This window comes from Oscillospiraceae bacterium (genome assembly GCA_035380125.1).
GTDB lineage: Bacteria > Bacillota > Clostridia > Oscillospirales > JAKOTC01 > DAOPZJ01.
On sequence record DAOSWV010000025.1, the window covers coordinates 24130 to 48838 of the forward strand.

Below are 24709 nucleotides of genomic sequence, written 5' to 3' on the forward strand. Positions count from 1 at the left end.
ATTTCGCAGATTCAATGACGCGTATGGATGCGGGTACTACCCGCTACGCGCCGAGGTATCTTTTGATTTCAGAGACGTTGAGATAGCGGTCGGTCTTACCCTCTTTGGTGACCAATAATGCCGGAGCCTGTTTCAAACCGAGATCCTTTGCTTTTTGGCCGTTGTCCTCGACATAGAGTTTTTCGTAGTGAATGCCCGCTTTGTCGAGCAGTGCCGCCGCGATTTTGCAGTTCGGACAGGTTTTTGTTGCAAACAACAGGATTGAATCATCGTTGCAATTCGTCGCCGTCTGAGATGCTTCAGCGGTCCTGGGTGCCCTGCCCTCGGTCTTAAGCTTGGAGCTCGGGATGTCATAGAGCTTGCGATCTTTGAATTCCTGCGCTTTGCCGTCGTTCCAGTTCTGCACCGGGCGGTAATAGCCGGTGATGCGGCTGTAGACCTCGGTCTTTTCACCGCACTCGGGACATTCGAACTGCTCGCCCTCGAGATAGCCGTGGGTACGGCACACCGAGTAAGTCGGCGAGAGAGTGTAATACGGGAGTTTATAATTCTCGGCAATTTTCTTGACCAGCGCTGCGGCAGCCTGCCAACCGGGCAGCTTTTCGCCTAAGAACGCATGGAAGACCGTGCCCGAGGTATACAGCGTCTGCAGTTCGTCCTGAATGTCGAGCGCTTCGAAGATATCTTCGGTAAAGCCGACCGGCAGATGCGAACTGTTGGTGTAATACGGCGTTCCGCCGGGTTCGGCGGCGGTGATAATATCGGGATATCTGTCCACGTCATGTTTGGCCAGCCGATAAGAGGTTGACTCTGCCGGTGAGGCCTCGAGATTATACAAATCGCCGTATTTCTCTTGGTAATCGGACAGACGCTCACGCATGTGGTTGAGTACGTCTTTGGTGAACTGCTGAGCCATTTCATCGGTCAGATTGGCGCGGACCCAATTTGCGTTCAAGCAGGCTTCATTCATACCGACCAGACCGATCGTCGAAAAGTGGTTTTCAAAATTTCCGAGATAATGCTTTGTATAGGGATACAGCCCTTCGTTGAGCAGGCGGGTAATAATGGTACGCTTGATGTTGAGTGAACGGGCAGCGATATCCATCATCTTGTCAAGACGGCGGTAAAAATCCTTCTCGTCGGTCGCCTGATAAGCAATGCGCGGCATATTGAGCGTGACGACACCCACCGAACCGGTGCTCTCACCGCTGCCGAAGAAACCACCTGACTTTTTGCGCAGTTCGCGCAGATCAAGACGCAAGCGGCAGCACATACTGCGGATGTCGCTGGGTTCCATATCGCTGTTGATGTAGTTGGAGAAGTACGGCGTGCCGTATTTGGATGTCATCTCAAACAGCAGTTTGTTGTTTTCGGTGTCGGACCAGTCGAAATCCCGGGTGATGGAATAGGTCGGGATCGGGTATTGGAAACCGCGGCCGTTGGCGTCGCCTTCAATCATAATCTCGATGAACGCCTTGTTGACCATATCCATCTCTTTTTTGCAGTCCTTATACTTGAAATCCATCTCTTTGCCGCCGACAATGGCGTTCAGTTCGGCGAGATCATTGGGGACTGTCCAGTCTAATGTGATGTTGGAAAACGGTGCCTGCGTGCCCCAGCGACTCGGTGTGTTGACGCCGAAGATGAAGGACTCGATGCATTTTTTCACTTCGCGGCAAGAGAGGTTATCGGCTTTGACAAACGGTGCAAGATAGGTGTCGAATGAGGAGAACGCTTGTGCGCCCGCCCATTCGTTCTGCATGATACCGAGGAAGTTGACCATCTGATTGCACAATGTGGCCAAATGGCTGGCCGGAGAGGATGTGATCTTGCCAGGGATACCGCCCAAGCCCTCTTTGATGAGTTGGCGCAGCGACCATCCCGCGCAGTAACCGGTGAGCATCGACAAGTCGTGAATGTGCATATCGCCGTTTTTATGGGCGCTGCCGATTTCTTCGTCGTAAATTTCGGACAGCCAATAGTTGGCCGTGATCGCGCCGGAGTTGCTCAAAATCAGGCCGCCGACCGAATAGGTGACCGTGGAATTCTCTTTGACGCGCCAGTCGATGGATTTGACATAGCTGTCGACAAGCTCTTTATAGTCCAAAATTGTGGACTTCATGTTACGGATCTTTTCGCGCTGTTTGCGGTAAAGAATATAGCACTTGGCAATATCGTCGTAGCCGGACTTGATCAGTACGGTTTCGACGCTGTCTTGAATATCTTCGACGCTGACCTTTCCGTCTTTGATCTTGGACTCATAATCCGCCGTGACTTTTAAAGCCAATAAATCGATGATGTCGGAATTGTATTGTTTGTTCTGCGCTTCGAAGGCCTTGGTAATCGCTGCCGCAATCTTGGAAATATTAAATTCGACAACTTTCCCGTCTCTTTTGATAACCTGATACATGGCTTTTCTCCTTATAAATAATAAGCTTTCGGTCGCACCGTAGAAAAATCATAGCACAGGCACTGACGCTTGTCAATACCTAAAACACAATATGTTGAAATATTTTTAAATTTAACCACTACATATAGTTTTTATCGAATTTCACGTAATTCGGACTTCGGAACGTATTTTTTCATGATTTCAAGGAAGTTTTCCAGCTCAAATCGCTCGAAACCCGAAAGACCTCCGGCGATAATATTTCCCGAATCGCAGAAATTTTGCAGATACCATTTGGTATGCGGACTTTGAATCCACTTCCCTATTTCGATAAAGTCTTGCGGCGTGTGAAACTGTCGGACAGCGGTTGTCCGAAATTCAAAATCGATCACGCCCGATTTCAAATACTCAACGCTTTCCTGAACTGCAGACAAAAAGTAATCGTCGATGCCGACGGTAAGGGCATACTTTGAAGGTGCATTTTTAATGTCCATGGCAACATAATCGATATTTTTACTCTCAACCAGTTCTTTCAACCGATCCGGGAAAGAGCCGTTGGTGTCGATTTTAACAGCGTATCCGAGCTTTTTGATCTCACCGGCAAAACGGACGACGTCCTTCTGCAAAAGCGGCTCTCCGCCGGTAATACAGACGCCGTCGAGCAAATTGATTCGCTTTTTTAAAAAGGCCAGGATTTCTTTCTCGTCCAATGCCTCATCGGCATCCGGATTCAGAACAAGTCCGGCATTATGGCAAAAAGGACAGCGAAAATTACAGCCGCCTGCAAATAAGGTACATGCAACTTTACCCGGATAATCAATCAATGTAAGCTTTTGAATTCCGTGTATGTTCATAATCTGCCCCCTGCTTATGTTTGGATATCATATTTATATCTTATCACACATCAATGTGGTTTTCAACGCATTCATAAACAATGATTTTTCATTCGCCCAACACGAATTGTTTAATATAATAATGTTTTAAAGACGAGAAACCGGTGAATTTAATTTTTTTGAATTTTTTTCGGATGTCAGGAAATAAATATAACGCAAAAAATTTTAAAAGGAGCTCACTTATATGAAAAACAAACCGGATGATCGCAGCGACAATGCGGCTAAGATTCAAAGAAACATCAATCATACCCTTTTCAATATGGAAGCCGCACGGGACATGATGGCAAAAACCGATAATCTAAATACGAAAAAAGAACTTGAAGAGAAAAACAAACGCCGTGAAACCGCTTTAAAAGACATGAGAAAAGAAATACGGGATGAATCCAAAAACAGTCAGAAAGGCTACGGTGAATGATTCTCGCTTTCGTTCAAATACAGCAGTTTTCTTTTGTTTTATGAGAGAACCCCCGCTCTTTTCAGAGCGGGGGTTCTCTTAATCCGTAATTATTAAACCTAAGTTTAATGAAACCTCAGTTTATTTTTTCCGGAGAAGAATTGCTCGTCAAAGAAATTCTTCGGAGCCCCATGATGAAAACTTGCAAGGAAAGGCCCCACCGCTTTTGCGGTGGGGCCTTGCTTTTAATCCGAGAAGAATTTTCCGTCAGGGAAATTCTTCAGAACGGAAGTTTACTTTCTTTTGCGGATAACCAGCGTGGAGATGCCGCCGATGGCAGAAGCGCCGATGGTGATGAGGTATGCAATCGCGTTGAACGGATTGCCCATCGCCGGGGTGCTTGTGTCGGACGGAGCAACAGACACGGTGGAGGACGGAGCAACCGACGGAGTCGAGCTGACTTCCTGAGCCTCATTCGGGTTCGACGGCATAACTGCCGCGGCCGGGGTCAGGGTCTTGCCCAGTGTGCTTGTGAATGCGTTGTACGCTTTCGAAGCAGCATTCGTCGTGTCGGGGTTCGCATCAGTTCTGACAACCCAGTTGGTTGTGACTGTCCAGCTTCTGCTGAATGCGCTGACGCCCTTGACACCGTCGTTCGGACCATCGTCATAGTTGACTGTCAGGGTGAAGCTTGTGCTGCTCACGGTCGAGTATTCGATCGTGACATACGCGTCGACCAAACCGTCGGTGGAGTTCAGGCCCAATGTGCCGTATTCCAAACCGACAACGCTCGCCTTGACGCCTGTGCCTGTGCCGCTCACGGACAGGGTCGCGCCTGCCGGGATACGAACTGCAAGAACGGTGATCGCCTTGTTGTAGTTCGACAGACCCGATGCCGCATTGTTCATGCCGCGGGTGTTATCCCAGTAGTTGGTGATTGTGATGGTGCCCTTGGTCTCGGTCTTGGTCACTGTGCCAACCGAATAACCGTCGCCGGTATCGCTGCCGGTTGTGCCGATTGCGTAAGAATATTGACCCATCGAGGTGATCTTAGCATCGGACTTCTGTGCAACGCCCAAGGATGCCGCCGCAACAGGCATATCACCATACTGCGTGTGGAAGAACACGGAGTATACATAGGTGTTGCCGTCTGCTGCTTCGTAATTCAAGGTCTGTGCCGGGGTCAGCGGATAGTAAACTTCTGTGATGGTCTCGACCGCATCGCCTGTGCCCTTGACATAGACCAGACGGAACGAGGTATCCCACAGCTGTTTCGCTGTCAGCGAGACGGATTCGTCGATCGTGTTGTAGAACTTGGAATATCCGACCGGGTTACGGACCGGCTTGGAGCCGTCCTTGTTGAATCCGACATAGGACAGCAGCGCTGTCAACTTGGTGTAATACTTGATGCCGTTGTAACCGTCAGCTTTGAACGCGCCGCTGCTGAAGAAGTACGCATCACCGGAACCCGGGATCGCGTTGATCAAGTCAACGTAGATAACCTTGTTCGCGTTGCTGTTGTACACTCTTGTGCCGTTCGCGTCGACCAGACGGTCGTTGTACAGCTTGATCTGCTCAACAAATGTCAGACGGCTGTAGTTGAAATCGGTGATGTCGCTGTCGGCCAACGGGCTGACTGCGTCGTCATAGTTTGTCTTGACCTTGATGCGCATCAGTGTGAATGTGCCATCCTGCAGCGGGATCACGAAGGTCTCGTCATACTGGGTGATGGTGCAGCTGTATGCGCTGACAATGGCGCCCTTTGCGATGCTGACGACGAAATTCGCTGTGCCGTAAGCGGTGGTGATGTCATTCAGGGTCTTGTCATGGATGTCGATTGTCATCTGGGTCATGAAGTCTGTGGTGTAATCGACATAGTAGTTCAGCGTGTAACCGTAATCGCGCAGCGATTTGCCCGCTTTATCGGTTTCGCTCAGGCCCGCAACCAGATCGGCGCCGCCGATGGTCGGAACCAGCTGGAGGTCAACTTTACCGCCTGCGTCAACCAAGTTCATGTCTGCTGCCAGAGCAACGATCTTGGTGTCGAAGTTCCAGTCGGACTGTGTGCCACGGCTGGTCTCGTAGATAAAGGCAGCATAGTCATTCTGGTTGTCGGGATAAGAGAAAGAATCTCCGAAGGGCTGGTAGTTGGATGTATATGTCATATACTCCCAGAGCAGAACCTTACCGGCTTCAAGCTCTGATGCGGTCAAAGTTTGGGTTTGGTTGGCAACCAAGCGTCCGTCGAGATAATCCGATACCGGCCACATCGTTTCAACCTGACCGCCAAGTTCACCGCCGGAGGCAGTGGTGGTCTGAAGACCGGAAACCGCATTGGAAGTTGTCCAGGTCAAACGCAGATATCCCTGAAGATTCCCAAACTCATAATAAACTTTAGCATCGGACGGAACCAATGTTGAAGTACCGATTCTCGGATCAGCGGTATTTGCATTGAAACCCAGCGAGTTGTATCTCATATTAAGGAAGAACATATACGCAAATGCGTTGTATATACTTGTATCTGTTCCCCAGAAGAACCCCTTTGACTCAGCAGCAATTGAATCTGTCAACATTGGACTTGAAACCGTTGTCAGTAATTCTTTTAATAAATTGATATCAAAAGAGGTGCCTGCCAAGCTCTTTGTGGTTGTTACATATTGAGATGAAACAACATCCCACTGAGTAACATCAACGCTGCCGGCTGTCAAACAAAAATCAACAGAGGCATTGGTGCCGCTGGTATTATAGCTCTTTTGTCCCTCAAGACTAAAATCATATCCGAACAGTTTTGTATATTCATGTGTGCCATGGAATAAGTCAAGCCAAAGTGCTGTCTCTGCATCGAAATTGCGAACATAACCGCGTCCGATCAGAACCTGACCTCTGATCACGAAATCGTCAGCTGTCGTGGCTGTGCCGTTTGTTTCTGTGTAGGTCTTGGTGCACTCCTGGAAATACACATTCCAGATACCGTTATCGCCGCCGTTTTCAATGTTCTCGATTGTATCGGTATCAAACAATTGAATCTGAGCAACGCCGGCATCCACCTGGAAGGTGAAGAACTGAAGCATTTTGCTTCCGTCAGCTCCCGAAGCCGGAACCTTGGCCCAAACCAGATTACCGTCATCGTCAGTCCATGCATTGAAGCCGATGGTGATGGTCTTTGTACCGTATTTGGCCCATTTGGATGAATCTGTGGGATTGGACCATGCATTCAGATCAATATAGATATTTTTAATTGAATCGAGGCTAAAGCCGCCATCGAGAGAATTATCAAAAAAATTCCCTTCTCCGACAAAAATATCAATACCGTTCTGGTTGCTCAGAGGCGCATAAGATGTGATGCCGTTCCAGCCCCACACCGCAATTGCATCCGCAAAGAATGCGCCGTCCATTGATGTCCCCAATGTTGCATAGTTCGCGGATGTACCAAGAGTCGTGCCTTCCTGTAAACCGAGTGTTCTCGCGCCGGTTTTAAGTTCGGCGGAGACTGCAAGCACGGAAGCCATTGTCACGACCATCAGAAATGCGAGCATCATTGCAGACATCTTCTTGAGGGTTGATCTCATGTTTGTTTTTTCCTCCTAAAATTTTTATGCCGCTGCAGATGTGATTTGAAAGGGTGCAGCGGCTTCCCCATTTCTCAGGGAATTATACATAAAATTTTAACAAATGTCAATTGAAATCTTATATTTTTACTGTTTTTTGTTGTATTAATTTCGTCTTTCTATATAAAATTCAAATCTCCTCTTTTAGAGTTTTTTTAACACTTTTTCCTTGTTTTTAATGTAACAGAGTCACAAAAATAATGCATTTTATGAATTATAATAGATTTATAGTTTCCTTATCTTTTTATCGGGAGCGTCAAATGAAGATCAATAAAAACAAAAAATTATACTCAGTTTTTGAAACATATCTGATTACGATTCAGGCATTGCGCACAATGCCGCAACTGCAACGCGCCAAAAAGAAGGGTGATTTAGACGATTCATTCATCGAACGCATCATGCTTGCAGTGACTGAGGTGAACGGCTGCGCCATTTGTTCCTATGCGCATACAAAAATTGCGCTGGAAGCCGGTTTGACCGATGTTGAAATTAAAAACATGCTTTCGGGCCTCAGCGCTGACGTCCCGGAAAATGAAATTCCGGCAGTTCTGTTTTCACAGCATTATGCCGATACAAGAGGATATCCCTCAAAAGATACCTGGCAGAGAATTGTTGAGATTTACGGCCTTTCTGCCGCAAAAGGAATATTGGGCGCAACACGAGCCATTATGATGGGAAATGCATACGGAATCGCCTGGAGTTCCTTTTTCAACCGTCTGAGAGGAAAGCCCGATCCGAGAAGCGGATTTCTCTATGAAATAAGCATGATCTTTTTCGGTTTTTTATTCTTTCCTTTCGCAATTATCCATGCCCTTCTGCTTAACTTATTTAAAGTGTCGCTTATTCATTTTTAAACGAATCATAAATTTTGTACAATGCAAAAGGCCCCGCTTATAGCGGAGCCTTGAATGCTGATTCAGGTAATTAGATTAGTTACCTTTTCTCGCGGCAAAGCAATCACTGCAATACACGGGACGATCGTCACGCGGCTTGAAGGGGACTTTGCACGGAGCGCCACACTCTGCGCAGACGCAATCATACATCTCGCGCTCACCTCTGGCGGCATTCTTGCGGTTGTCACGGCAGGACTTGCATCTCTGCGGTTCGTTTACAAAGCCTTTGGTTGCATAAAATTCCTGCTCACCAGCTGTGAACACGAACTCAGCGCCACAATCTTTGCAAATAAGGGTTTTGTCTTCGTACATGGATTTTCCTCGCTTTAAATAATTTGCCCTGCGGATACAACAGCATTGACACCCGTGTGAAACACACCAAGGGAACACATTCGCATTCGATCAGTGGCATAAAAACATAGTATCACAAAACTCTCACCTTGTCAACAACCGAGTGAAGTTAACCTGTTTTCCGTTGTTAAAAACGCACATTTTTATTGAAAAATGTGGCAGTTTTTATGAATTGTGCATAAATTGTCAAAAAATATTCGTGCAACTTTTTCAAGAAATTGGTCTGAAAGTATTCATGATTTCTTTGAATAATCCGGCATTCATATCATCCGATGTGGGATCATCCAAGCTGTAAAACTGCACGCAATAGGCATAATCGCCGTCTACAATCACACAAAAATACGGATACCAACGATCGATTTGAATCTCTCCCCCGCCTTCGGGAACGACGCTTTGAACAACTTGTGCATAAGTCCTTTCACCGTTTGAAAGCGCCAATGTTCCGATTGTCACATCGCCGATAACCGTGGTGTCGGACATGGAATCTTCAAAATTTTCTTTGATAAAACTGCCGGCAAAATCAAATCCGGCGGGGAGTTTTACAGCGGCGATGGATTCGAATATCTTAATGTCGGTATATTGATCATGGAATGTGGGCGCATCAGTTGCATCACGAATCCAGTTTTCCGGAAAGGTCAATGCAAAGGTCTTTGTCTCGGAACCAGCGGAATCCTCATAGGACTGCCAGTCGGAAGTTGTCATCACATTGACTTCAAATGTATACTCCGTGGTTAAACAAAACTCACAGGACGGTAAATTGAGATCCGAACCCACCGAAGACGTCTCATCGGACACTTCAGAGGCAACGGATGAATTCGGTTGAGATTCCTCTGAAATCACAGGGGTGGAAACATAGGAGCATCCAAAGCAAGCAATCAAGAGCATCGTTAATGTGGTCATAATGAATTTTTTCATATTAAATCTTCCCTCCGATTAAATCGTTCATATCATACATTCCAGGCTTTTTGTGTATCAAAAACAAAGCGGCATTGACTGCGCCGGCCGCGAACATCTTACGGCTGCCGGCACTGTGAGAAAAAGTGAGAACCTCATCCTCTCCGGCAAAAATGACCGAGTGCTCGCCGATGATTGTGCCGCCGCGAATGCTGTGGATGCCAATCTCCTCATGGTCTCGGGGCTTTCGCTGTAAATGCCGATCATAAGTATAGACGGGCGTTTCCTTCAATCCCTCACTCACGGATTTGGCCAGCATCAGCGCAGTACCGCTGGGCGCGTCCACCTTTTTATTATGATGCGCTTCAACGATCTCAATATCAAAATTTTCACCTAAAATTTCGGCGGCTTTTTTAATCAATGCCGACATGATGTTGATTCCGACAGACATATTGCCACTTTTGAAAATCGGAATCTTTTCCGAAGCGGTTTTGATCTGCGCAAGCTGCTCATCATCATGACCGGTCGTCATAATCACCAGCGGTAAATTGCGGCGAATAGCATATTCAAGCAGCGCCGAAGTGCCCTCGCACCTTGAGGCGTCGATAATCACATCGGCATCGCCTTCGTACTGCTCGGGTGCAAACACCATGAATTCGTGCCGTTTTGTGGTGTTGGCATCCATTCCGGCGCAGACAAAACAATCCTTGCGCAAAGAGATGACCTCGGCAAGCATTGAGCCCATTCTGCCGTTTGCACCGCTGATCAATATTCCCGTCATTTAGTTTAAACGTCCTTTCAGTCTTTTAACCGATCAGGCCGACCTTTTGCATGGCCGATACCAACTGCTTTTTACCTGTATCGCCGATGTCGCACAGCGGCAGACGGCAGCCTCCGACGTCGTAACCCATAAGTTTCAGCGCCGCCTTCACCGGAATCGGATTGACTTCGCAGAACAACGCCGCAATCAGTTCGCTGTATTTGATCTGGAGTTTTGCGGATTCTTTGGTTTTTCCCTCAAACCAGAGTGCGCACATATCGTGCGTCTCTTTGGGGCAGATATTCGACAGCACCGAGATCACGCCCACGCTGCCAACAGAGAGCATCGGAACAATAACCGGATCTTCGCCGCTGTAGATATTGATGTCATCACCGCACAGATCGAGGGTTTTGATGACGGCGGGCAGATTTCCGTTTGCCTCTTTGATGGAATTGATATTCGGATGTTTGGCCAGCCGTGCATAGGTCTCGGGAAGGATATTTAATCCCGTTCTGGACGGGACGTTATAGACGATCACGGGAACGTTGCCGGCAGCGTCTGCGATCGTTGTGAAATGGCGGTAAAGTCCCTCCTGCGTGGTCTTATTATAATAAGGAGTCACGCTTAAAAGGCCGTCGACACCTAAAGCAGCAGCTGTTTTGACAAGTTCCACCGCATGCGAAGTACAGTTGGTGCCTGCGCCGCCAATCACCGGTACCCGTCCGTTTATCTGCTTTACGGCGAATTCAATGCACTGTGCCTGTTCCGTGTTGGAGAGCGTTGCAGATTCGCCTGTTGTACCGCAGACAATGATCGCATCGGTGCCGTTGGCAATTTGGAATTCGATTAATTGGGCAAAGACATCGAAATTGATGCTGCCGTCCGCATTGAACGGCGTAACGATCGCGACGCCGGAGCCTTTAAATATAAGCTTCTTCAAGTATATCACTCCTATGTAGATTTTCGGAACGGAGCGACGAGGGCGTCGCTCCCTACGGTCTAGATATACCCTTTTTCGCAGAGCAGTTCGGCGCACAGTACGCCGCCGCCCGCCGCTCCTCTGAGGGTGTTATGGGAAAGTCCGACAAATTTGATATCATACTGCGAATCCTCACGCAGACGGCCGATTGAGACCGCCATGCCGTTTTCGAGGTCGCGGTGCAGTTTTGTCTGCGGATAATCCTGCTCTTCGAAATAGTGCAAAAATTGTTTCGGCGCAGACGGCAGATTCAACTTTTGCGGTTCTGCGGTAAATTCATGCCAAATCTTTTTGATTTCTTCGATATTCGGCTTCTTTTCAAAACGCGCATATACCGCCGCAAGATGGCCGTCGGTGACCGGTACGCGAATACACTGCGCGGTAATATTGATGTTCGCAGCCGGAACGATCTTACCGTCGATAATCGAACCCATGACTTTGAGCGGTTCCACCTCGCTCTTTTCTTCTTCGCCGCCGCCGATATACGGGATCACGTTATCGACCATCTCCGGGAGGGTTTCAAAGGTCTTGCCCGCACCGGAAATAGCCTGGTAGGTGCAGACCAAGACATCTTTCAATCCGTAAACAGGGTCAAGCGGCATCAAAGCAGGGATATAGCTCTGGATGGAACAATTGGATTTAACTGCGATAAAACCGCGTTTCGTTCCGAGCCGTTTTCGCTGGAACGGAATGATATCGGCATGGTAAGGGTTTAATTCCGGAATGATCATCGGCACATCGTCAACCATACGGTTGATCGAGTTGTTTGAAATCACAGGGCACTCGGCCTTGGCATAGGCCTCCTCAAGCGCTTTGATCTCGTCTTTTTTCATATCGACCGCGCAGAACACGAAATCGACCATCGAGGTGACGGTCTTGATATCGGATGCGTCGAACACAGTCATATCCGCGACTTCGGCGGGGATTTCACCGGTCATTGCCCAGCGGCCCGCAACCGCATCCGTATATTTCTTGCCGGCGGAACGGGGGCTGGCGGCCAGAGCCGCTATTTTAAAATATGGATGTTTGGCCAGCAGACAGCAAAACCGCTGTCCGACCATGCCGGTGCATCCCAAAATGCCCACTCGATAGGTTTTCATGTGTTTCCTCCAAATTCCGCTGCTGGTTGTATTTTTTGATAGGGTGTTGTATAATCAAAGCGCGCCGCAAAAACAGTATATGCGGCCAATATTTTGATTGACAGTATTTTAACATCTATACGCATCAATGTCAAACGGAAAACGGGGCTTAAAATGCACAAACATGACTTCTGGTATGACCTTCCGCCTGAACGAATTGCACAGACACCCATTGCCGACCGATCAGCTTCCCGATTGCTGGTTGTCAATAAAAATTCGGGGAATTATCAAGATCGCCGCTTCTATGAAATCGGTGATTTTTTGAATAAAGGTGACTGTCTGGTTCTGAACGACACCAAAGTTTTACCCGCGAGAATTTACGGAAAAACAGCCACGGGCGGCGGGAAAATCGAGTTTTTATTGCTTCGTGACAGAGGTAATGACATCTGGGAAGTGCTGACCAAACCCGGTAAAAAGGCAATTCCCAGCGCGGAGTTTATTTTCGGAGACGGCGAACTGCGCGCAACTGTTTTGGAAGTGCTCGAAAACGGAAATCGTCTGGTCGAGTTTTCGTACGAAGGCAATTTTATGGAATTGCTCGCAAAAATCGGCGAAATGCCCCTGCCTCATTATATTCACGAACATCTGAATAATCCCGATCGTTATCAAACCGTTTACAGCCGCGAACTCGGTTCGGTCGCCGCACCCACTGCGGGACTTCATTTTACCCCGGAATTGTTGAAAACGCTTGAAGAAAGCGGCGTTTCAATTGCTTATCTCACCCTTCACGTCGGCGTCGGCACATTCCGACCCGTAAAGGAAGATGACATTACAAAGCATTTGATGCATACGGAGTATTATGTATTGCCCAGACAAGCCGCAGATACGATAAACCGCACAAAACAGGCCGGTGGACGTGTGATTTCGGTCGGAACAACGAGCTGCAGAACGCTGGAATCGGTTTATAAAAAGCACGGCATGATTGTAAATGATATCGACTTTACAGATATTTTTATCTACCCGCCCTATCAATTTGACGTCATTGACGGACTGATCACCAATTTTCATCTCCCCGAAAGCACCTTGATTATGCTGGTATCGGCATTCGCGGGCAGAGAAAACACTTTAAAGGCCTATCAGCATGCCATTGAGCAAGAATACCGCTTTTATTCGTTCGGCGACGCCTGCTTATTTATATAATCCGAGAGGAATCACAAGAATGAAAAACGAGTTTAAGGTCAATAAAACTGTAGAAAGTGCGCGCAGAGGCCATTTTGAGACCGTGCACGGTAGCTTTGAGACGCCCTGCTTTATGAACGTGGCCACCGCGGCGGCGATCAAAGGTGGGTTGGATGCATTTGACCTTGAACAGATCGGCTGTCAGGTGATGCTGTGCAATACCTATCATTTGCATCTGCGTCCCGGAGACGAAATCGTTAAAAATGCGGGCGGCCTTCGAGAATTCACTCGCTGGCAGCATCCGATTCTGACCGACAGCGGCGGTTTTCAGGTGTTTTCACTGGCAAAACTGCGTAAAATCAAAGAAGAAGGGGCATATTTCGCCTCCCATATCGATGGGCGAAAAATCTTCATCGGACCTGAAGAGAGTATGCAAATTCAATCCAATCTCGGTTCGACCATCGCCATGGCGTTCGACGAATGCGTTGCAAACCCCGCGCAGTATGACTATGCCAAGGCCTCGAGCGAGCGTACCGTACGCTGGCTAGAACGCTGTAAAATCGAACTCACACGCCTGAACGAACTGCCCGATACAGTCAATAAAAACCAGATGCTGTTTGGAATCAATCAGGGTGCGACTTTCAAAGACCTGCGCATTGAAAACATGAAATCAACTGCCGATATTAATCCGGACGGGCTTGCCATCGGCGGACTTGCGGTCGGCGAACCCGCGGAAGTGATGTATGACATCATCGAGACGGTCACGCCGCATATGCCGGTCGAAAAACCGCGCTATCTGATGGGCGTCGGCACACCGGGCAATATTCTGAATGCCGTCGCACGCGGAATCGACATGTTCGACTGCGTGCTTCCGTCGCGCAACGCAAGGCACGGACATCTGTTCACCTCGGAAGGCATTATCAACATGTTCAACGCCAAATATGAGAATGACGATTCGCCCGTCGATGCCCATTGCGATTGCCATACCTGCCGAAATTTCTCGCGTGCCTATCTGCGCCATCTGTTCAAAGCGCAGGAGATGCTGGCGATGCGGCTTGCGGTGATTCATAATCTGAATTTTTATAACCGCTTGCTCACCGATATCCGCAAGATGCTCGACGACGGGACATTTTTTGATCTCTACCCTGCCCTTGCGGAAAAGCTCGATACACGCATCTGACTTATTTTGGCGATATACGCATTTTACATTGACAGAATGGTGCTTTTTTGTTATAATTTCGACAATTTGATAGGAGGCGTGTAGCTATGTTTAATAATGTGACGGTATTGGATCATCCTTTGATTCACCATAAACTCGGGATTCTGCGTTCGGTGAACACCGGCTCGAAGGAGTTTCGCGAATTGATCAGCGAGATCGCAATGCTGATGGGATATGAGGCGCTGCGCGACCTCCCGTTGAAAGAAATCTCGATTAAAACTCCGATGGCAGAGACCAAGGCGAAAGCGCTCTCCGGCAAAAAACTGGCGTTTGTCCCGATTTTGCGGGCAGGTCTCGGCATGGTGGACGGTGTTTTGGCGTTGGTTCCGTCAGCCAAGATCGGCCACATCGGCCTTTACCGCGACCACGAAACCCTCGAACCGCATGAATATTATTGTAAACTTCCCGACGATATCCAAAACCGCATCGTCATCGTTCTCGACCCGATGCTCGCGACCGGCGGTTCCGCAGAAGCCGCGATCGGATTTATCAAACAGCGCGGCTGCAGCCAGATCAAGTTTATGTCGATCATCGCCGCACCCGAAGGCATCAAGCGCCTTGCAACCGCGCATCCCGACGTACAGATTTACTGCGGTTGTGTAGACGAAAAGCTCAATGACATCGGCTATATCGTACCCGGACTCGGCGACGCCGGCGACCGGATTTTCGGAACAAAATAAATTATTTTAATTCAACGTTTAAAACTTGATAAATCTGAGATCCTTCGACTGCGCGTCTTACGACGCTTTGCTCAGGATGACAGATGCAGGCGCTGACTTTTTAGTCAGCGCCTTAACTTTTATCAGGCAGAGATTCTTCTTTGCTTCACGAACAATGCTTCACTCGGGATGACAAATCTCTTTCTTTCATTTTATAAATTCCGTCAATTTGCTTTTTGTATTGCTCTCAGGATGTTCCAAAACATACGCAAGGCATTTTTTTAATGCTTTCCCGATTTCCCTGCCCTCATATCCCATTTGACTCAAATCGTCCCCGTTCAGCGCTAATTGAGATAATAGATACGGCTCGTTATTTTGTTCGATTTGGTCGATATAAGCTGAAATATCCCCAACGTCTTGTCCCAGTATCATCTTCGCCTGTATCAGTTTTTTCCACTGCTCGGGTAAAAGCGCCCCATATCTTTGCTTAAACGCCGATTTACTTTGATACGGAGCACTTGAAAACTCAGACAAGAACGTGTTTAAAAGCTGTTTTTGAATGTTAGAGAGTTTAAAAGCGGAACAAACAATTTTAGAGTCGGATTCGGAAAGATAAATCAGCTCCGCAAGCCGAAGTATCGGGTCATTCGGGGCGGTCTGTATCGGCGTTGCGTTTTCAATTTTACCGATGCCAATCACCTCAAGAACACCTCTGTCGGACATCAGCTGTAACGTTTTTTCACAGTCATAAGAAAGCAGCCGCAGAAATTCGGCGGTAATCCGCTCTTTCGGAATCGCCGTAAGTTTTTTTCGGTAATGAACGGCAGACTCGAACGTGTATTGTTCGATATTGAACCCAAGCTGTGCCGCAAACCGGAACAGCCGCAGAATACGCAGTGCGTCTTCGTTAAACCGGATTGCGGGATCACCGGTGGCCCGCAGCAATTTGTCTTTTAAATCTATTTCGCCGCCGAACGGATCAATCATTTGACCGTCGAGCCCGCAGGCGATGCTGTTGACCGTAAAATCCCGCCGGGACAAATCCTCATAAATACTGTCCGAAAAAACGACCTGATCGGGATGGCGATTGTCGGCATACCCGATGTCGCTTCGGAAAGTTGTGATTTCAAGTTTTTCTCCGTCGATTAAAACGCCGACGGTGCCGAACTTCTCACCCTGTCGAAAACAGGTATAACCATGGAAAACAGAAAGTGTTTGCCACGGTGCAGCCGGGGTGGCAAGGTCATAATCCTGCGCAGATTTTCCCAACAACAGATCACGGAGACATCCCCCCACCACATAGGACGGATAACCCGCCTGCTCCAACAGCATCAATGCCGTCAGCACCGGTTTTCCGAGTTCGGTCATGATCTCACCCCCATAAAATTATACACCGCCCTACAGCAGATTTCAATCACACGATCTTTGGCCGGGTCATAATATGTGGTATCAATCCGGGAGGAAGATGCGATGAACATGAAAACGAAAATCGCCGTCATCGGGGGCGATAAAAGATTTGAACTGCTGACCGATAAATTCAAAACAGACGGATACGATGTGACGGGCGTTTTTCACGAGAACGCCGACGCCGACTTCTTTAATACGGTCACCGACTGCGATGTGTTGATTTTACCCCTGCCCGCAGTCAGCAACGGCTCTCACATCAATGTGTCGGAACCCTATCTCAAACGTACCGGAGCGGATATTTCACAGATACCGACCTTGTATGAACTGCTGCTCAAGCTACATAAAAATCAATTGATTTTGGGCGGCTTGCTGCCGCAGTGGTTTTTGGATAAATGCCAAAGCGCCGGGCTGAAGGCCATTGATTACTATACCTCCGAACGTCTTGAAATTCTCACTGTGCTGCCGACCGTTGAAGGCTGTATCGGCATATTGATTTCCGAATTAAAAAAGACGATCAGCGGCTGTAATATCCTGATAACCGGATATGGTAAAATTGGTAAAACGCTGGCGGAGTATTTAAAATTCTTCGGTGCAACGGTCAGTGCCGCCGCACGTAAGGATTCGGATTTGGCCTGGATGGAAGTCCACGGGATTCACCCTGTAAAGTATGATGACTTGCCGCTTGCGATCAAAAGTATGAACGCAGTTGTCAACACTGTTCCGGCTGTCATCCTCACAAAAGAGATCCTCGCCGCTTCGAAATCCGACTGCCTGTTTGTCGATCTGGCATCAAAGCCGGGCGGCATTGATTTTACAGCAGCCGTACAGCTCGGGCGAAAGACGATTTGGGCGCTCTCCTTGCCCGGCAAAACTGCGCCGATTTCGGCGGCCGGGTATTTGTATCAAACCATATTGAAATTTCTTGAAAACACCTGTGAGGTGAGAAAATGAAACTTTCGGACGCCGTCGTCGGCTTTGCGATGACAGGCTCGTTTTGCACCTTCGCCCAATCGCTGGAATGTCTGGTCGCACTACGCGAAAAATGTCGTGAGATTATCCCGATCATGTCGTTCAACGCCGCTTCCATTGACACGCGATTCGGAAAGGCGGAGGATTTTAGAAAACAAATCGAAGAGATCTGCGGCAGAACCATTATCAACAGCATCGGTGAAGCTGAACCTATCGGTCCGAAAAAGCTGCTGGATATCCTGTTGATCCTGCCCTGTACCGGTAATACCTTGACGAAAATTTCTCTCGGTATTACCGATACACCGGTCACACTGGCTGCCAAAGCACATCTTCGAAACGAAAGACCGCTGCTGATCGGGGTTTCGACCAACGACGCGCTTTCCGGGAGCGCTAAAAACATCGGCCTGCTGCTGAACGCAAAAAACATCTATTTTATCCCGATGGCACAGGATAATCCGGAAAAAAAGCCGCGTTCCGTTGTAGCAATTTTCTCTATGATGATTCCGGCGTTGGAATCCTCGCTCGAAGGAAAACAAATTCAGCCGATTCTTTGGAAATAAATAACTCCCGGCATAACCGGAGGTATAATTCGAAGTGACCGGGATTCCTTGGTCACTTTTTATTTCTTTAAACTTCAAGTTCAAACCAAAACTGTACGCCGTTTTCGACGTTTTCAACACCGTAGGTGCCGTTGTGGTTAGAGATAATCTGGCTGACGATATAAAGACCCAAACCGGTTCCGCCGTATTCCCGCGTTCTGGCTTTGTCCACTTTATAAAAACTCTCCCAGACATGGGGCAGCGATTCCTCGGGAATATGTTCTCCCGTGTTGAAAACAGTCACTTTCAACCTGCCGGCATCGGTACGTTCGGTTTTGATCGTCACTTTCATCTCACCCCCGCAGTGGTGGATGGCATTGGTCAGATAATTTGTTACGACCTGACGAATCTGATCGATATCAGCGTAAATTTCCCCTTCGAATTCGTAATTCGAAACCGGTTTAATATGCTTTTCATCAAACTGTATTTTTAATGTTTCAAGAACGGTATTAATCAATGCGTTAATTTCAAAGCGGGACATATCCGGTTTCATGGCCTCGGATTCCAACTGCGACACATACAGCAGCCGTGAAACCAATTTGCTCATATTGTTAGCTTCGTCTTGAATGACATCGCAATAGAAATCCCGGTCATCCTCGTTGATGCCTACTTTCAATCCCTCGGAATAACCTAAAATCAGCGCCAGCGGCGTTTTCAGCTCATGCGAGACGTTGGAGATAAACTCTTTTCGCATTTTATCGGTTTTGTCGCGATTTAACAGATCGAGTTTCAGCTGCATATTGGCTCTTTGTAAATCCGTAATCGTCGCTTCGAGTTGGGACGACAGATGGTTGACGCTGTCAGCCAATTGCCCGACCTCATCCTTTGAACCGACATCGAGTTTATCGGAAAAATCAAGCACTGTGATCTTTTTGGCAACGGTATTAATCTCTTGGATCGGTTTAACAAATCTGGTGGAAAGGAAATAAAATGCCACACCGGCCATAACCATGGTAAATAACGTACTATAGATCAAAAACGTATTGGAAATCCGGACGCTGTCATTGATCGCTTCAACGGTTGTGTCAATCCAAATACAATAATAATCATCCTGATATTCCAAAAATCCCGACAAAGTCAGATATTTCAAATCGGTGTTATTATCATATCGCATTTCGATTATCGTGTATTGGGTATCAATGCCGTCAGATGTTGTATCTTCAGAAAAAGCTTCTTTTCTGGATATAACTTCGCTTGCCGATTGAAACATATAGGTGTTGTCATTGCCATATATAATTCTGTAATATTTGTCAGAGATAAAGATTCGAACACCACTTTTGCTTTCAATAGCGCCAAGTTTTAATTTCATGTCTGTTGATCGATCATATATGGCGTTGGCAATATCAACATAACATTCGCGCAAAACACTTTCACGCTGGTACTGATAGTATTTGGGTAAAAGAATAGTGTTGAGTAAAAGCGTCAATAGGACAAGCAGCGACACTATGGATATAAACAGAATATAGAGTTTTGCGCGTATGCTTTTAAGCATCCTTATTGACCTCTTCTTTTAAGCATCTTTTTCGACTTCGAATCGGTATCCGATTCCTCTTACGGTGCAAATTTTATCGGCATAGGAGCCGAGTTTGGAACGCAGTTGCTTGATATGAGTGTCCACGGTGCGCAGATCGCCGAAATAGTCAAAGCTCCACACCGAATTGAGAATTTGTTCTCTGGAAAGTGCAATCCCCGAATTGGAAGCCAGGAAATTCAACATATCGTATTCTTTCGGCGTCAAATCAATTGCTTCGCCTTCTAAAGTGACCTTTCTGGCGGCGTCATCAATGACCAATAAGCCGAAGACTTTTTTGGAATTGTTAATGGCACCGCTGCGGCGGAGTAAAGCTGTTACCCTTGCCATTAAGACGCCCGGTGAAAAGGGTTTCGGGACATAGTCGTCGACGCCCAGACGAAAGCTATTGAGCTGATAATACTCCTCCGTTTTGGCTGTGAGCATGATGACCGGGACGCTGGAGATTTTCCGAATTTGGGTCAGCGCCTCCCAACCGTCCATTTTGGGCATCATAACGTCGAGAATGATTAAATGGATTTTATTCGAAGAAAACTTCTCAAGCGCCTCTTCCCCGTCGTTTGCCTCAACCACCATATATCCGTCTTTGCGCAGAAAATCCGCAAGCAGTTTGCGGATGCGCACCTCATCGTCTGCGATTAAAATATTAATATTGCTCATGACAAATCCTCCTCCGGTCATATTGTATACATAATAATAACACTTTGCGAAGATTTTGTGAAGGTATTATTTTTATTTTATGGGTTTGGTCTTTTTTTATTATTTTAGCCGGTCTCGGTTCTTTCATCATTTTATCAAGATTTTGTCACATGCAGCTTTTATACTGAAATCACATTTCCGGCGTATTGACAAAACGACGGACCGCAGTTATAATTTTGAAGTATTTTATCACGTTTGGAGTGTGTTTTATTTGGGTTATACCGTTGCACAGAAAATCATATCGAGCCATCTTGTCAATGGTGAAATGAAACCGGGAAACCGCGTTGGAATTCATATTGATCAGACGCTGACGCAGGATGCAACCGGTACAATGGCCTACCTTGAGTTTGAAGCTATGGGCGTAAATCGCATAAAAACCGAACTCTCGGTCGCCTATATCGACCATAACACCCTTCAAACCGGATTTGAAAACGCGGATGACCATGCATTTATCCGCAGCGCAGCTAAAAAATTCGGTCTGCTCTATTCCCGCCCCGGAAATGGCATCTGTCATCAGGTGCATCTGGAGCGATTCGGCGTCCCCGGAAAAACTCTTCTGGGTTCCGACAGCCATACGCCCACCGGCGGCGGTCTCGGAATGTTGGCCATCGGTGCAGGCGGTATGGATGTCGCAGTCGCCATGGGCGGCGGCGCATACACCATCGTTGTGCCTAAATTCGTTAACATCGTTTTGAATGGAAAACTGCGCCCCTTTGTCAGCGCAAAGGACGTCATTCTTGAGATTTTACGGATCTTAACCGTCAAAGGCGGCGTGGGAAAAATTATCGAATACAGCGGCGAAGGCGTCAAAACCCTCTCGGTTCCGCAGCGTGCCACAATCACCAATATGGGTGCGGAACTCGGAGCTACCACTTCTATCTTCCCCTCCGACGAGATTACCCTAGAATTTTTAAAAGCACAGAATCGCGAACAGGATTGGACGGAACTCTCCGCCGACCAAGACGCAGCTTATGATGAGACCATTGAACTTGACCTCTCTAAAATCAAACCGTCTGCCGCAAAACCGCACAGCCCCGATAATGTCGAAACTGTTGAAAAGATCGGCAAAATCAAAATCGATCAGGTTCTAATCGGCTCCTGCACCAACTCCTCCTATACCGATCTGATGACGGTGGCGAAGATTTTGAAAGGCAAGACCGTCAGCCCGACGGTCTCGCTCGGAATCGCCCCCGGTTCCAAGCAAGTTCTGACGATGCTGGCACAAAACGGTGCGCTCGCTGATATCATCGCCTCCGGTGCGCGCATCCTTGAATCCGCCTGCGGACCCTGCATCGGTATGGGCCAATCGCCGAATTCCGGCGGTATTTCGCTACGTACATTCAATCGGAATTTTGAAGGACGCAGCGGTACCAAAGACGCACAGGTCTATCTGGTCAGCCCGGAGACAGCGGCTTATTCAGCAATTAAAGGCGTGCTTTCCGATCCGACCGAACTGGACTTCAACCCTACCGTTGAGATGCCGAAGCATTTTCTGATCGATGACAATATGATTGAAAAACCCGAAAGCGAAAAAGACGCGGCACTTCTTTCGACTGTCAAAGGTCCCAATATCAAAGCACTGCCGAAAGCCGTTTCGGTCTCGGAATCCCTGCGGGCAACCGTTGCGCTTAAAGTCGGCGACAACATCACAACCGACCATATTATGCCTGCCGGTGCAAAAATCCTGCCGTTCCGCTCCAACATCCCGAAGATGTCGGAATTTTGTTTTTCTCAGGTTGATCCCGAGTTCCCGAAACGCGCCAAAGAACTCGGTACAAGCATCATTATCGGCGGACAAAACTACGGACAGGGTTCTTCCCGGGAACACGCGGCACTCGTTCCGCTCTATCTGGGTATCAAGGCCGTGATCGCCAAAAGCTTCGCGCGGATGCACCGTGACAATTTGATCAATTCCGGTATTTTACCCCTGGAATTCGCTGACCCGGAGGATTATGACAAGATTACGCAGGGGGATGTTCTTTCTCTGCCGAACTGTAAAAAGGAACTCCTTGCAAAGAAACCGATTACAATGATTAACGAAACCAATCACTCCAGCATCACATTAAAACCATCTTTCATCGAACGTGATATTGAACTGCTTGTTGACGGCGGTCTTCTCAATCACACATCCAAAGTCAGGGGGTAATCTCATGTTAAAAAAATTATTTTGTACCATGTTGGTTGTGATTTTGACAACAAGCGTGTTTTATGGCTGCGATACATCGTCTTCCGAAGAGAGTTCATCTGTACAATCCTCATCCGAGACAAGTTCTTCTGCGGTCAGCACAGAATCGGAATCTTCAACCGTATCCGAGGATAAAATCGCCGCACCCGCCATTGATCCCTCTGCGGTATCCAGTCAGGCAGCACCGGTTTCAGGTGCTTCCGTTTTTACCGTTAATACCGAACTTCGGGAGAAATATTACGATATTCTGTCGCGTTTTTATTCTCAGACCCTCCCTCTCACCGATTTCGAAACCCCTAGTCAATTAAACGCAAACGAATTGGTTAATTATGCAGTGGGTATTACGGAATTTTTACAGCATTCCCAAACTACGATCGCTTCAATGTATTTGTTTGACTTCCTCGAACTGCAGAGCAGTTTGCAGAAATATCTCGGTGTTCAGATCAATTACACCAGCAATATCTCGGGCTTCATCTATAACAGCGGAAACAATATCCTCTATGCGGATTTTGTGCTTCCGAGTTATTCTCACTATTATCGGCTCGAGTCCCTCTCCGTTGATGAAAACGGTCTGTATACCGCTGTTTTCAACGCCTACCGTGATATTTTTACGACGGAAGATGCTTATAACAACTCTCTTGCCGATATCAAGACCGCTATCACCGGGAATACCGTCACAACCGATCTGACCAACTCCGCCGAGATCACACTGACGTTTTACGAGATGCTCGATGCTGACGGCACCACTTATCTGCTTCTGCAGTCAAAAAGCACCGTCAGAAAATAAATCCAGATAAAAACACGGAGGAAATTTAAAATGCCTATTACAGACGCCTGTGCTAAATTTGAAGAACTGCTCCAAAAGCAGCTTGCAAGAGTCGAACGAATGAAATCTGATCAGGATTTCATCGATTATTCCAAACTCGATAAGATTATCATCGGAGTCTGCGGAGGAGATGGGATCGGCCCGACCATTTCCGCCGAATCCGAGAGAGTCCTTCGCAGGCTTCTGGCGCCGGCTGTCGCCGCGGGTAAGGTTGAAATCAGAACCATTGAGGGGCTGACCATCGAAAACCGCGTTAAAGTCAATAAAGCCATTCCCGATGACGTGCTGGCCGAATTAAAAAAATGCCATGTCATCCTCAAAGGTCCGACCACAACCCCCAGAGCCGGCGATCCGTGGCCGAATATCGAGAGCGCCAACGTCGCAATGCGCAAAGAGCTCGATTTATTTGCCAATGTCCGCCCGGTCAAAGTACCTGATAAAGGCATCAACTGGACCTTCTTCCGCGAAAACACCGAGGGGTCATATGTGCTCGGTTCCAACGGCGTCAACGTCAGCGACGATCTCGCGGTCGATTTTGCCGTGACAACCACACAGGGTACCCAACGCATCGCACGCCTTGCGTTTGAATATGCCAAAAACAACAACCTGAACCATGTCGCTATTGTGACCAAGGCCAACGTGATTAAGACCACCGACGGCAAGTTCCTGCGGTTGTGTCAGGAGATGTCCAAGGAATATCCCGATATCCGCGTGACCGACTGGTACATTGATATCATGACCGCCAAACTCGTCGATGAAAAACGCCGCACCGATTTTCAAGTGTTTGTTCTGCCCAATCTCTACGGCGATATCATCACCGACGAGGCCGCCGAATTCCAAGGCGGTGTGGGTACTGCGGGCAGCGCCAATATCGGCAAGCAATACGCCATGTTCGAGGCTATCCACGGTTCGGCGCCCCGTATGGTTGACGAGGGACGCGCCCAATATGCCGACCCCTGCTCCATGCTGCGCGCAACAGTGATGCTGCTTTCACACATCGGTTATCAGGCGGAATCCGACCGGCTTTCCAAAGCACTCGACTTCTGTATGTTCACCGATAAAAAGCTGAAAATCACAGGCCGTGACACCGGTGCAACCTGTGCGGAATTTGCCGAATATGTGATGCAGAATCTGTAATTTATAGAAAATAAATATCCCCCGGTAAAACCGGGGGTTTTTCATAGACGGGCAAAGCCCTA

General features: G+C 47.8%; 21 protein-coding genes. 10 read left to right on the plus strand and 11 right to left on the minus strand.

Features of this window, described 5'->3' with window-relative positions; genetic code table 11:
• Nucleotides 1–43: 43 nt before the first annotated feature.
• Together PK629_10335 and PK629_10340 are read right to left on the minus strand one after the other, a co-directional pair.
• A complete protein-coding gene (locus PK629_10335; protein HOP11876.1) occupies nucleotides 44–2410 on the minus strand; it encodes a ribonucleoside triphosphate reductase in 2367 nt (788 codons plus the stop codon).
• Between the two features lie 131 nt (nucleotides 2411–2541).
• Nucleotides 2542–3240 carry an anaerobic ribonucleoside-triphosphate reductase activating protein gene (locus PK629_10340; GenBank protein HOP11877.1) on the minus strand — a complete coding sequence of 233 codons (699 nt, stop codon included), beginning with the start codon at nucleotides 3238–3240 and terminating at the stop codon, nucleotides 2542–2544.
• Nucleotides 3241–3463: 223 nt separating this feature from the next.
• On the opposite strand from PK629_10340, the gene tlp reads away from it, so the two are divergent.
• On the plus strand, nucleotides 3464–3694 hold the full coding sequence (tlp, locus tag PK629_10345) for a small acid-soluble spore protein Tlp (GenBank protein ID HOP11878.1): 231 nt from the start codon (nucleotides 3464–3466) through the stop codon (nucleotides 3692–3694).
• Between the two features lie 272 nt (nucleotides 3695–3966).
• On the opposite strand, the gene PK629_10350 is transcribed toward tlp, so the two are convergent.
• A complete protein-coding gene (locus PK629_10350; GenBank protein HOP11879.1) occupies nucleotides 3967–7242 on the minus strand; it encodes a hypothetical protein in 3276 nt (1091 codons plus the stop codon).
• Nucleotides 7243–7481: 239 nt separating this feature from the next.
• Here PK629_10350 and PK629_10355 point away from each other — a divergent pair, with 239 nt between their 5' ends.
• Nucleotides 7482–8135 carry a carboxymuconolactone decarboxylase family protein gene (locus PK629_10355; protein HOP11880.1) on the plus strand — a complete coding sequence of 218 codons (654 nt, stop codon included), beginning with the start codon at nucleotides 7482–7484 and terminating at the stop codon, nucleotides 8133–8135.
• A 75-nt stretch (nucleotides 8136–8210) separates the two neighbouring features.
• On the opposite strand, the gene PK629_10360 is transcribed toward PK629_10355, so the two are convergent.
• The 5 genes from PK629_10360 to asd form a co-directional block, all read right to left on the minus strand.
• Nucleotides 8211–8486: a zinc-ribbon domain containing protein gene (locus tag PK629_10360; protein ID HOP11881.1), complete on the minus strand. Its 276-nt coding sequence runs from the start codon at nucleotides 8484–8486 to the stop codon at nucleotides 8211–8213.
• Between the two features lie 249 nt (nucleotides 8487–8735).
• A complete protein-coding gene (locus PK629_10365; protein HOP11882.1) occupies nucleotides 8736–9440 on the minus strand; it encodes a hypothetical protein in 705 nt (234 codons plus the stop codon).
• A gap of 1 nt (nucleotide 9441) precedes the next feature.
• A complete protein-coding gene (gene dapB, locus PK629_10370; protein ID HOP11883.1) occupies nucleotides 9442–10200 on the minus strand; it encodes a 4-hydroxy-tetrahydrodipicolinate reductase in 759 nt (252 codons plus the stop codon).
• A 25-nt stretch (nucleotides 10201–10225) separates the two neighbouring features.
• On the minus strand, nucleotides 10226–11119 hold the full coding sequence (gene dapA / locus PK629_10375) for a 4-hydroxy-tetrahydrodipicolinate synthase (protein ID HOP11884.1): 894 nt from the start codon (nucleotides 11117–11119) through the stop codon (nucleotides 10226–10228).
• Between the two features lie 59 nt (nucleotides 11120–11178).
• On the minus strand, nucleotides 11179–12258 hold the full coding sequence (gene asd / locus PK629_10380) for an aspartate-semialdehyde dehydrogenase (protein HOP11885.1): 1080 nt from the start codon (nucleotides 12256–12258) through the stop codon (nucleotides 11179–11181).
• A gap of 153 nt (nucleotides 12259–12411) precedes the next feature.
• Here asd and queA point away from each other — a divergent pair, with 153 nt between their 5' ends.
• The 3 genes from queA to upp all read left to right on the plus strand — a co-directional run bounded on the left by queA (nucleotide 12412) and on the right by upp (nucleotide 15315).
• Nucleotides 12412–13437 carry a tRNA preQ1(34) S-adenosylmethionine ribosyltransferase-isomerase QueA gene (queA, locus tag PK629_10385; GenBank protein HOP11886.1) on the plus strand — a complete coding sequence of 342 codons (1026 nt, stop codon included), beginning with the start codon at nucleotides 12412–12414 and terminating at the stop codon, nucleotides 13435–13437.
• 19 nt (nucleotides 13438–13456) lie between these two features.
• Entirely contained in the window at nucleotides 13457–14596 is a 1140-nt protein-coding gene (gene tgt, locus PK629_10390) for a tRNA guanosine(34) transglycosylase Tgt (GenBank protein ID HOP11887.1), read from the plus strand.
• A gap of 86 nt (nucleotides 14597–14682) precedes the next feature.
• Nucleotides 14683–15315, plus strand: coding sequence for a uracil phosphoribosyltransferase (gene upp / locus PK629_10395; GenBank protein HOP11888.1), 633 nt, complete (start codon nucleotides 14683–14685; stop codon nucleotides 15313–15315).
• A 186-nt stretch (nucleotides 15316–15501) separates the two neighbouring features.
• Here upp and PK629_10400 read toward each other — a convergent pair whose 3' ends face one another.
• The gene (locus PK629_10400; protein HOP11889.1) at nucleotides 15502–16662 is read right to left on the minus strand and encodes a hypothetical protein; all 1161 of its coding nucleotides are present in this window, start codon (nucleotides 16660–16662) and stop codon (nucleotides 15502–15504) included.
• A gap of 102 nt (nucleotides 16663–16764) precedes the next feature.
• Between PK629_10400 and PK629_10405 the strand changes: the two genes are divergently transcribed.
• Together PK629_10405 and PK629_10410 are read left to right on the plus strand one after the other, a co-directional pair.
• Nucleotides 16765–17652, plus strand: a complete 888-nt coding sequence (locus PK629_10405; protein HOP11890.1) for a dipicolinate synthase subunit DpsA — start codon at nucleotides 16765–16767, stop codon at nucleotides 17650–17652.
• Nucleotides 17649–18230 carry a dipicolinate synthase subunit B gene (locus PK629_10410; protein HOP11891.1) on the plus strand — a complete coding sequence of 194 codons (582 nt, stop codon included), beginning with the start codon at nucleotides 17649–17651 and terminating at the stop codon, nucleotides 18228–18230. The genes PK629_10405 and PK629_10410 overlap by 4 nt, the downstream gene beginning before the upstream one ends.
• Before the next feature lie 67 nt (nucleotides 18231–18297).
• On the opposite strand, the gene PK629_10415 is transcribed toward PK629_10410, so the two are convergent.
• Both PK629_10415 and PK629_10420 read right to left on the minus strand, forming a co-directional pair.
• Nucleotides 18298–19761 (minus strand): HAMP domain-containing sensor histidine kinase, encoded by a 1464-nt coding sequence (locus PK629_10415; GenBank protein HOP11892.1) that lies wholly within the window; start codon nucleotides 19759–19761, stop codon nucleotides 18298–18300.
• Between the two features lie 18 nt (nucleotides 19762–19779).
• On the minus strand, nucleotides 19780–20460 hold the full coding sequence (locus PK629_10420) for a response regulator transcription factor (GenBank protein HOP11893.1): 681 nt from the start codon (nucleotides 20458–20460) through the stop codon (nucleotides 19780–19782).
• A 250-nt stretch (nucleotides 20461–20710) separates the two neighbouring features.
• Between PK629_10420 and PK629_10425 the strand changes: the two genes are divergently transcribed.
• From PK629_10425 to PK629_10435, 3 genes are read left to right on the plus strand one after another with little or no spacing between them, the layout of a single operon-like run.
• On the plus strand, nucleotides 20711–22645 hold the full coding sequence (locus tag PK629_10425) for an aconitate hydratase (protein HOP11894.1): 1935 nt from the start codon (nucleotides 20711–20713) through the stop codon (nucleotides 22643–22645).
• Nucleotides 22646–22649: 4 nt separating this feature from the next.
• Nucleotides 22650–23471 carry a hypothetical protein gene (locus PK629_10430; GenBank protein ID HOP11895.1) on the plus strand — a complete coding sequence of 274 codons (822 nt, stop codon included), beginning with the start codon at nucleotides 22650–22652 and terminating at the stop codon, nucleotides 23469–23471.
• Between the two features lie 30 nt (nucleotides 23472–23501).
• The gene (locus PK629_10435) at nucleotides 23502–24647 is read left to right on the plus strand and encodes an isocitrate/isopropylmalate family dehydrogenase (protein HOP11896.1); all 1146 of its coding nucleotides are present in this window, start codon (nucleotides 23502–23504) and stop codon (nucleotides 24645–24647) included.
• The last annotated feature ends 62 nt before the right edge of the window (nucleotides 24648–24709 follow it).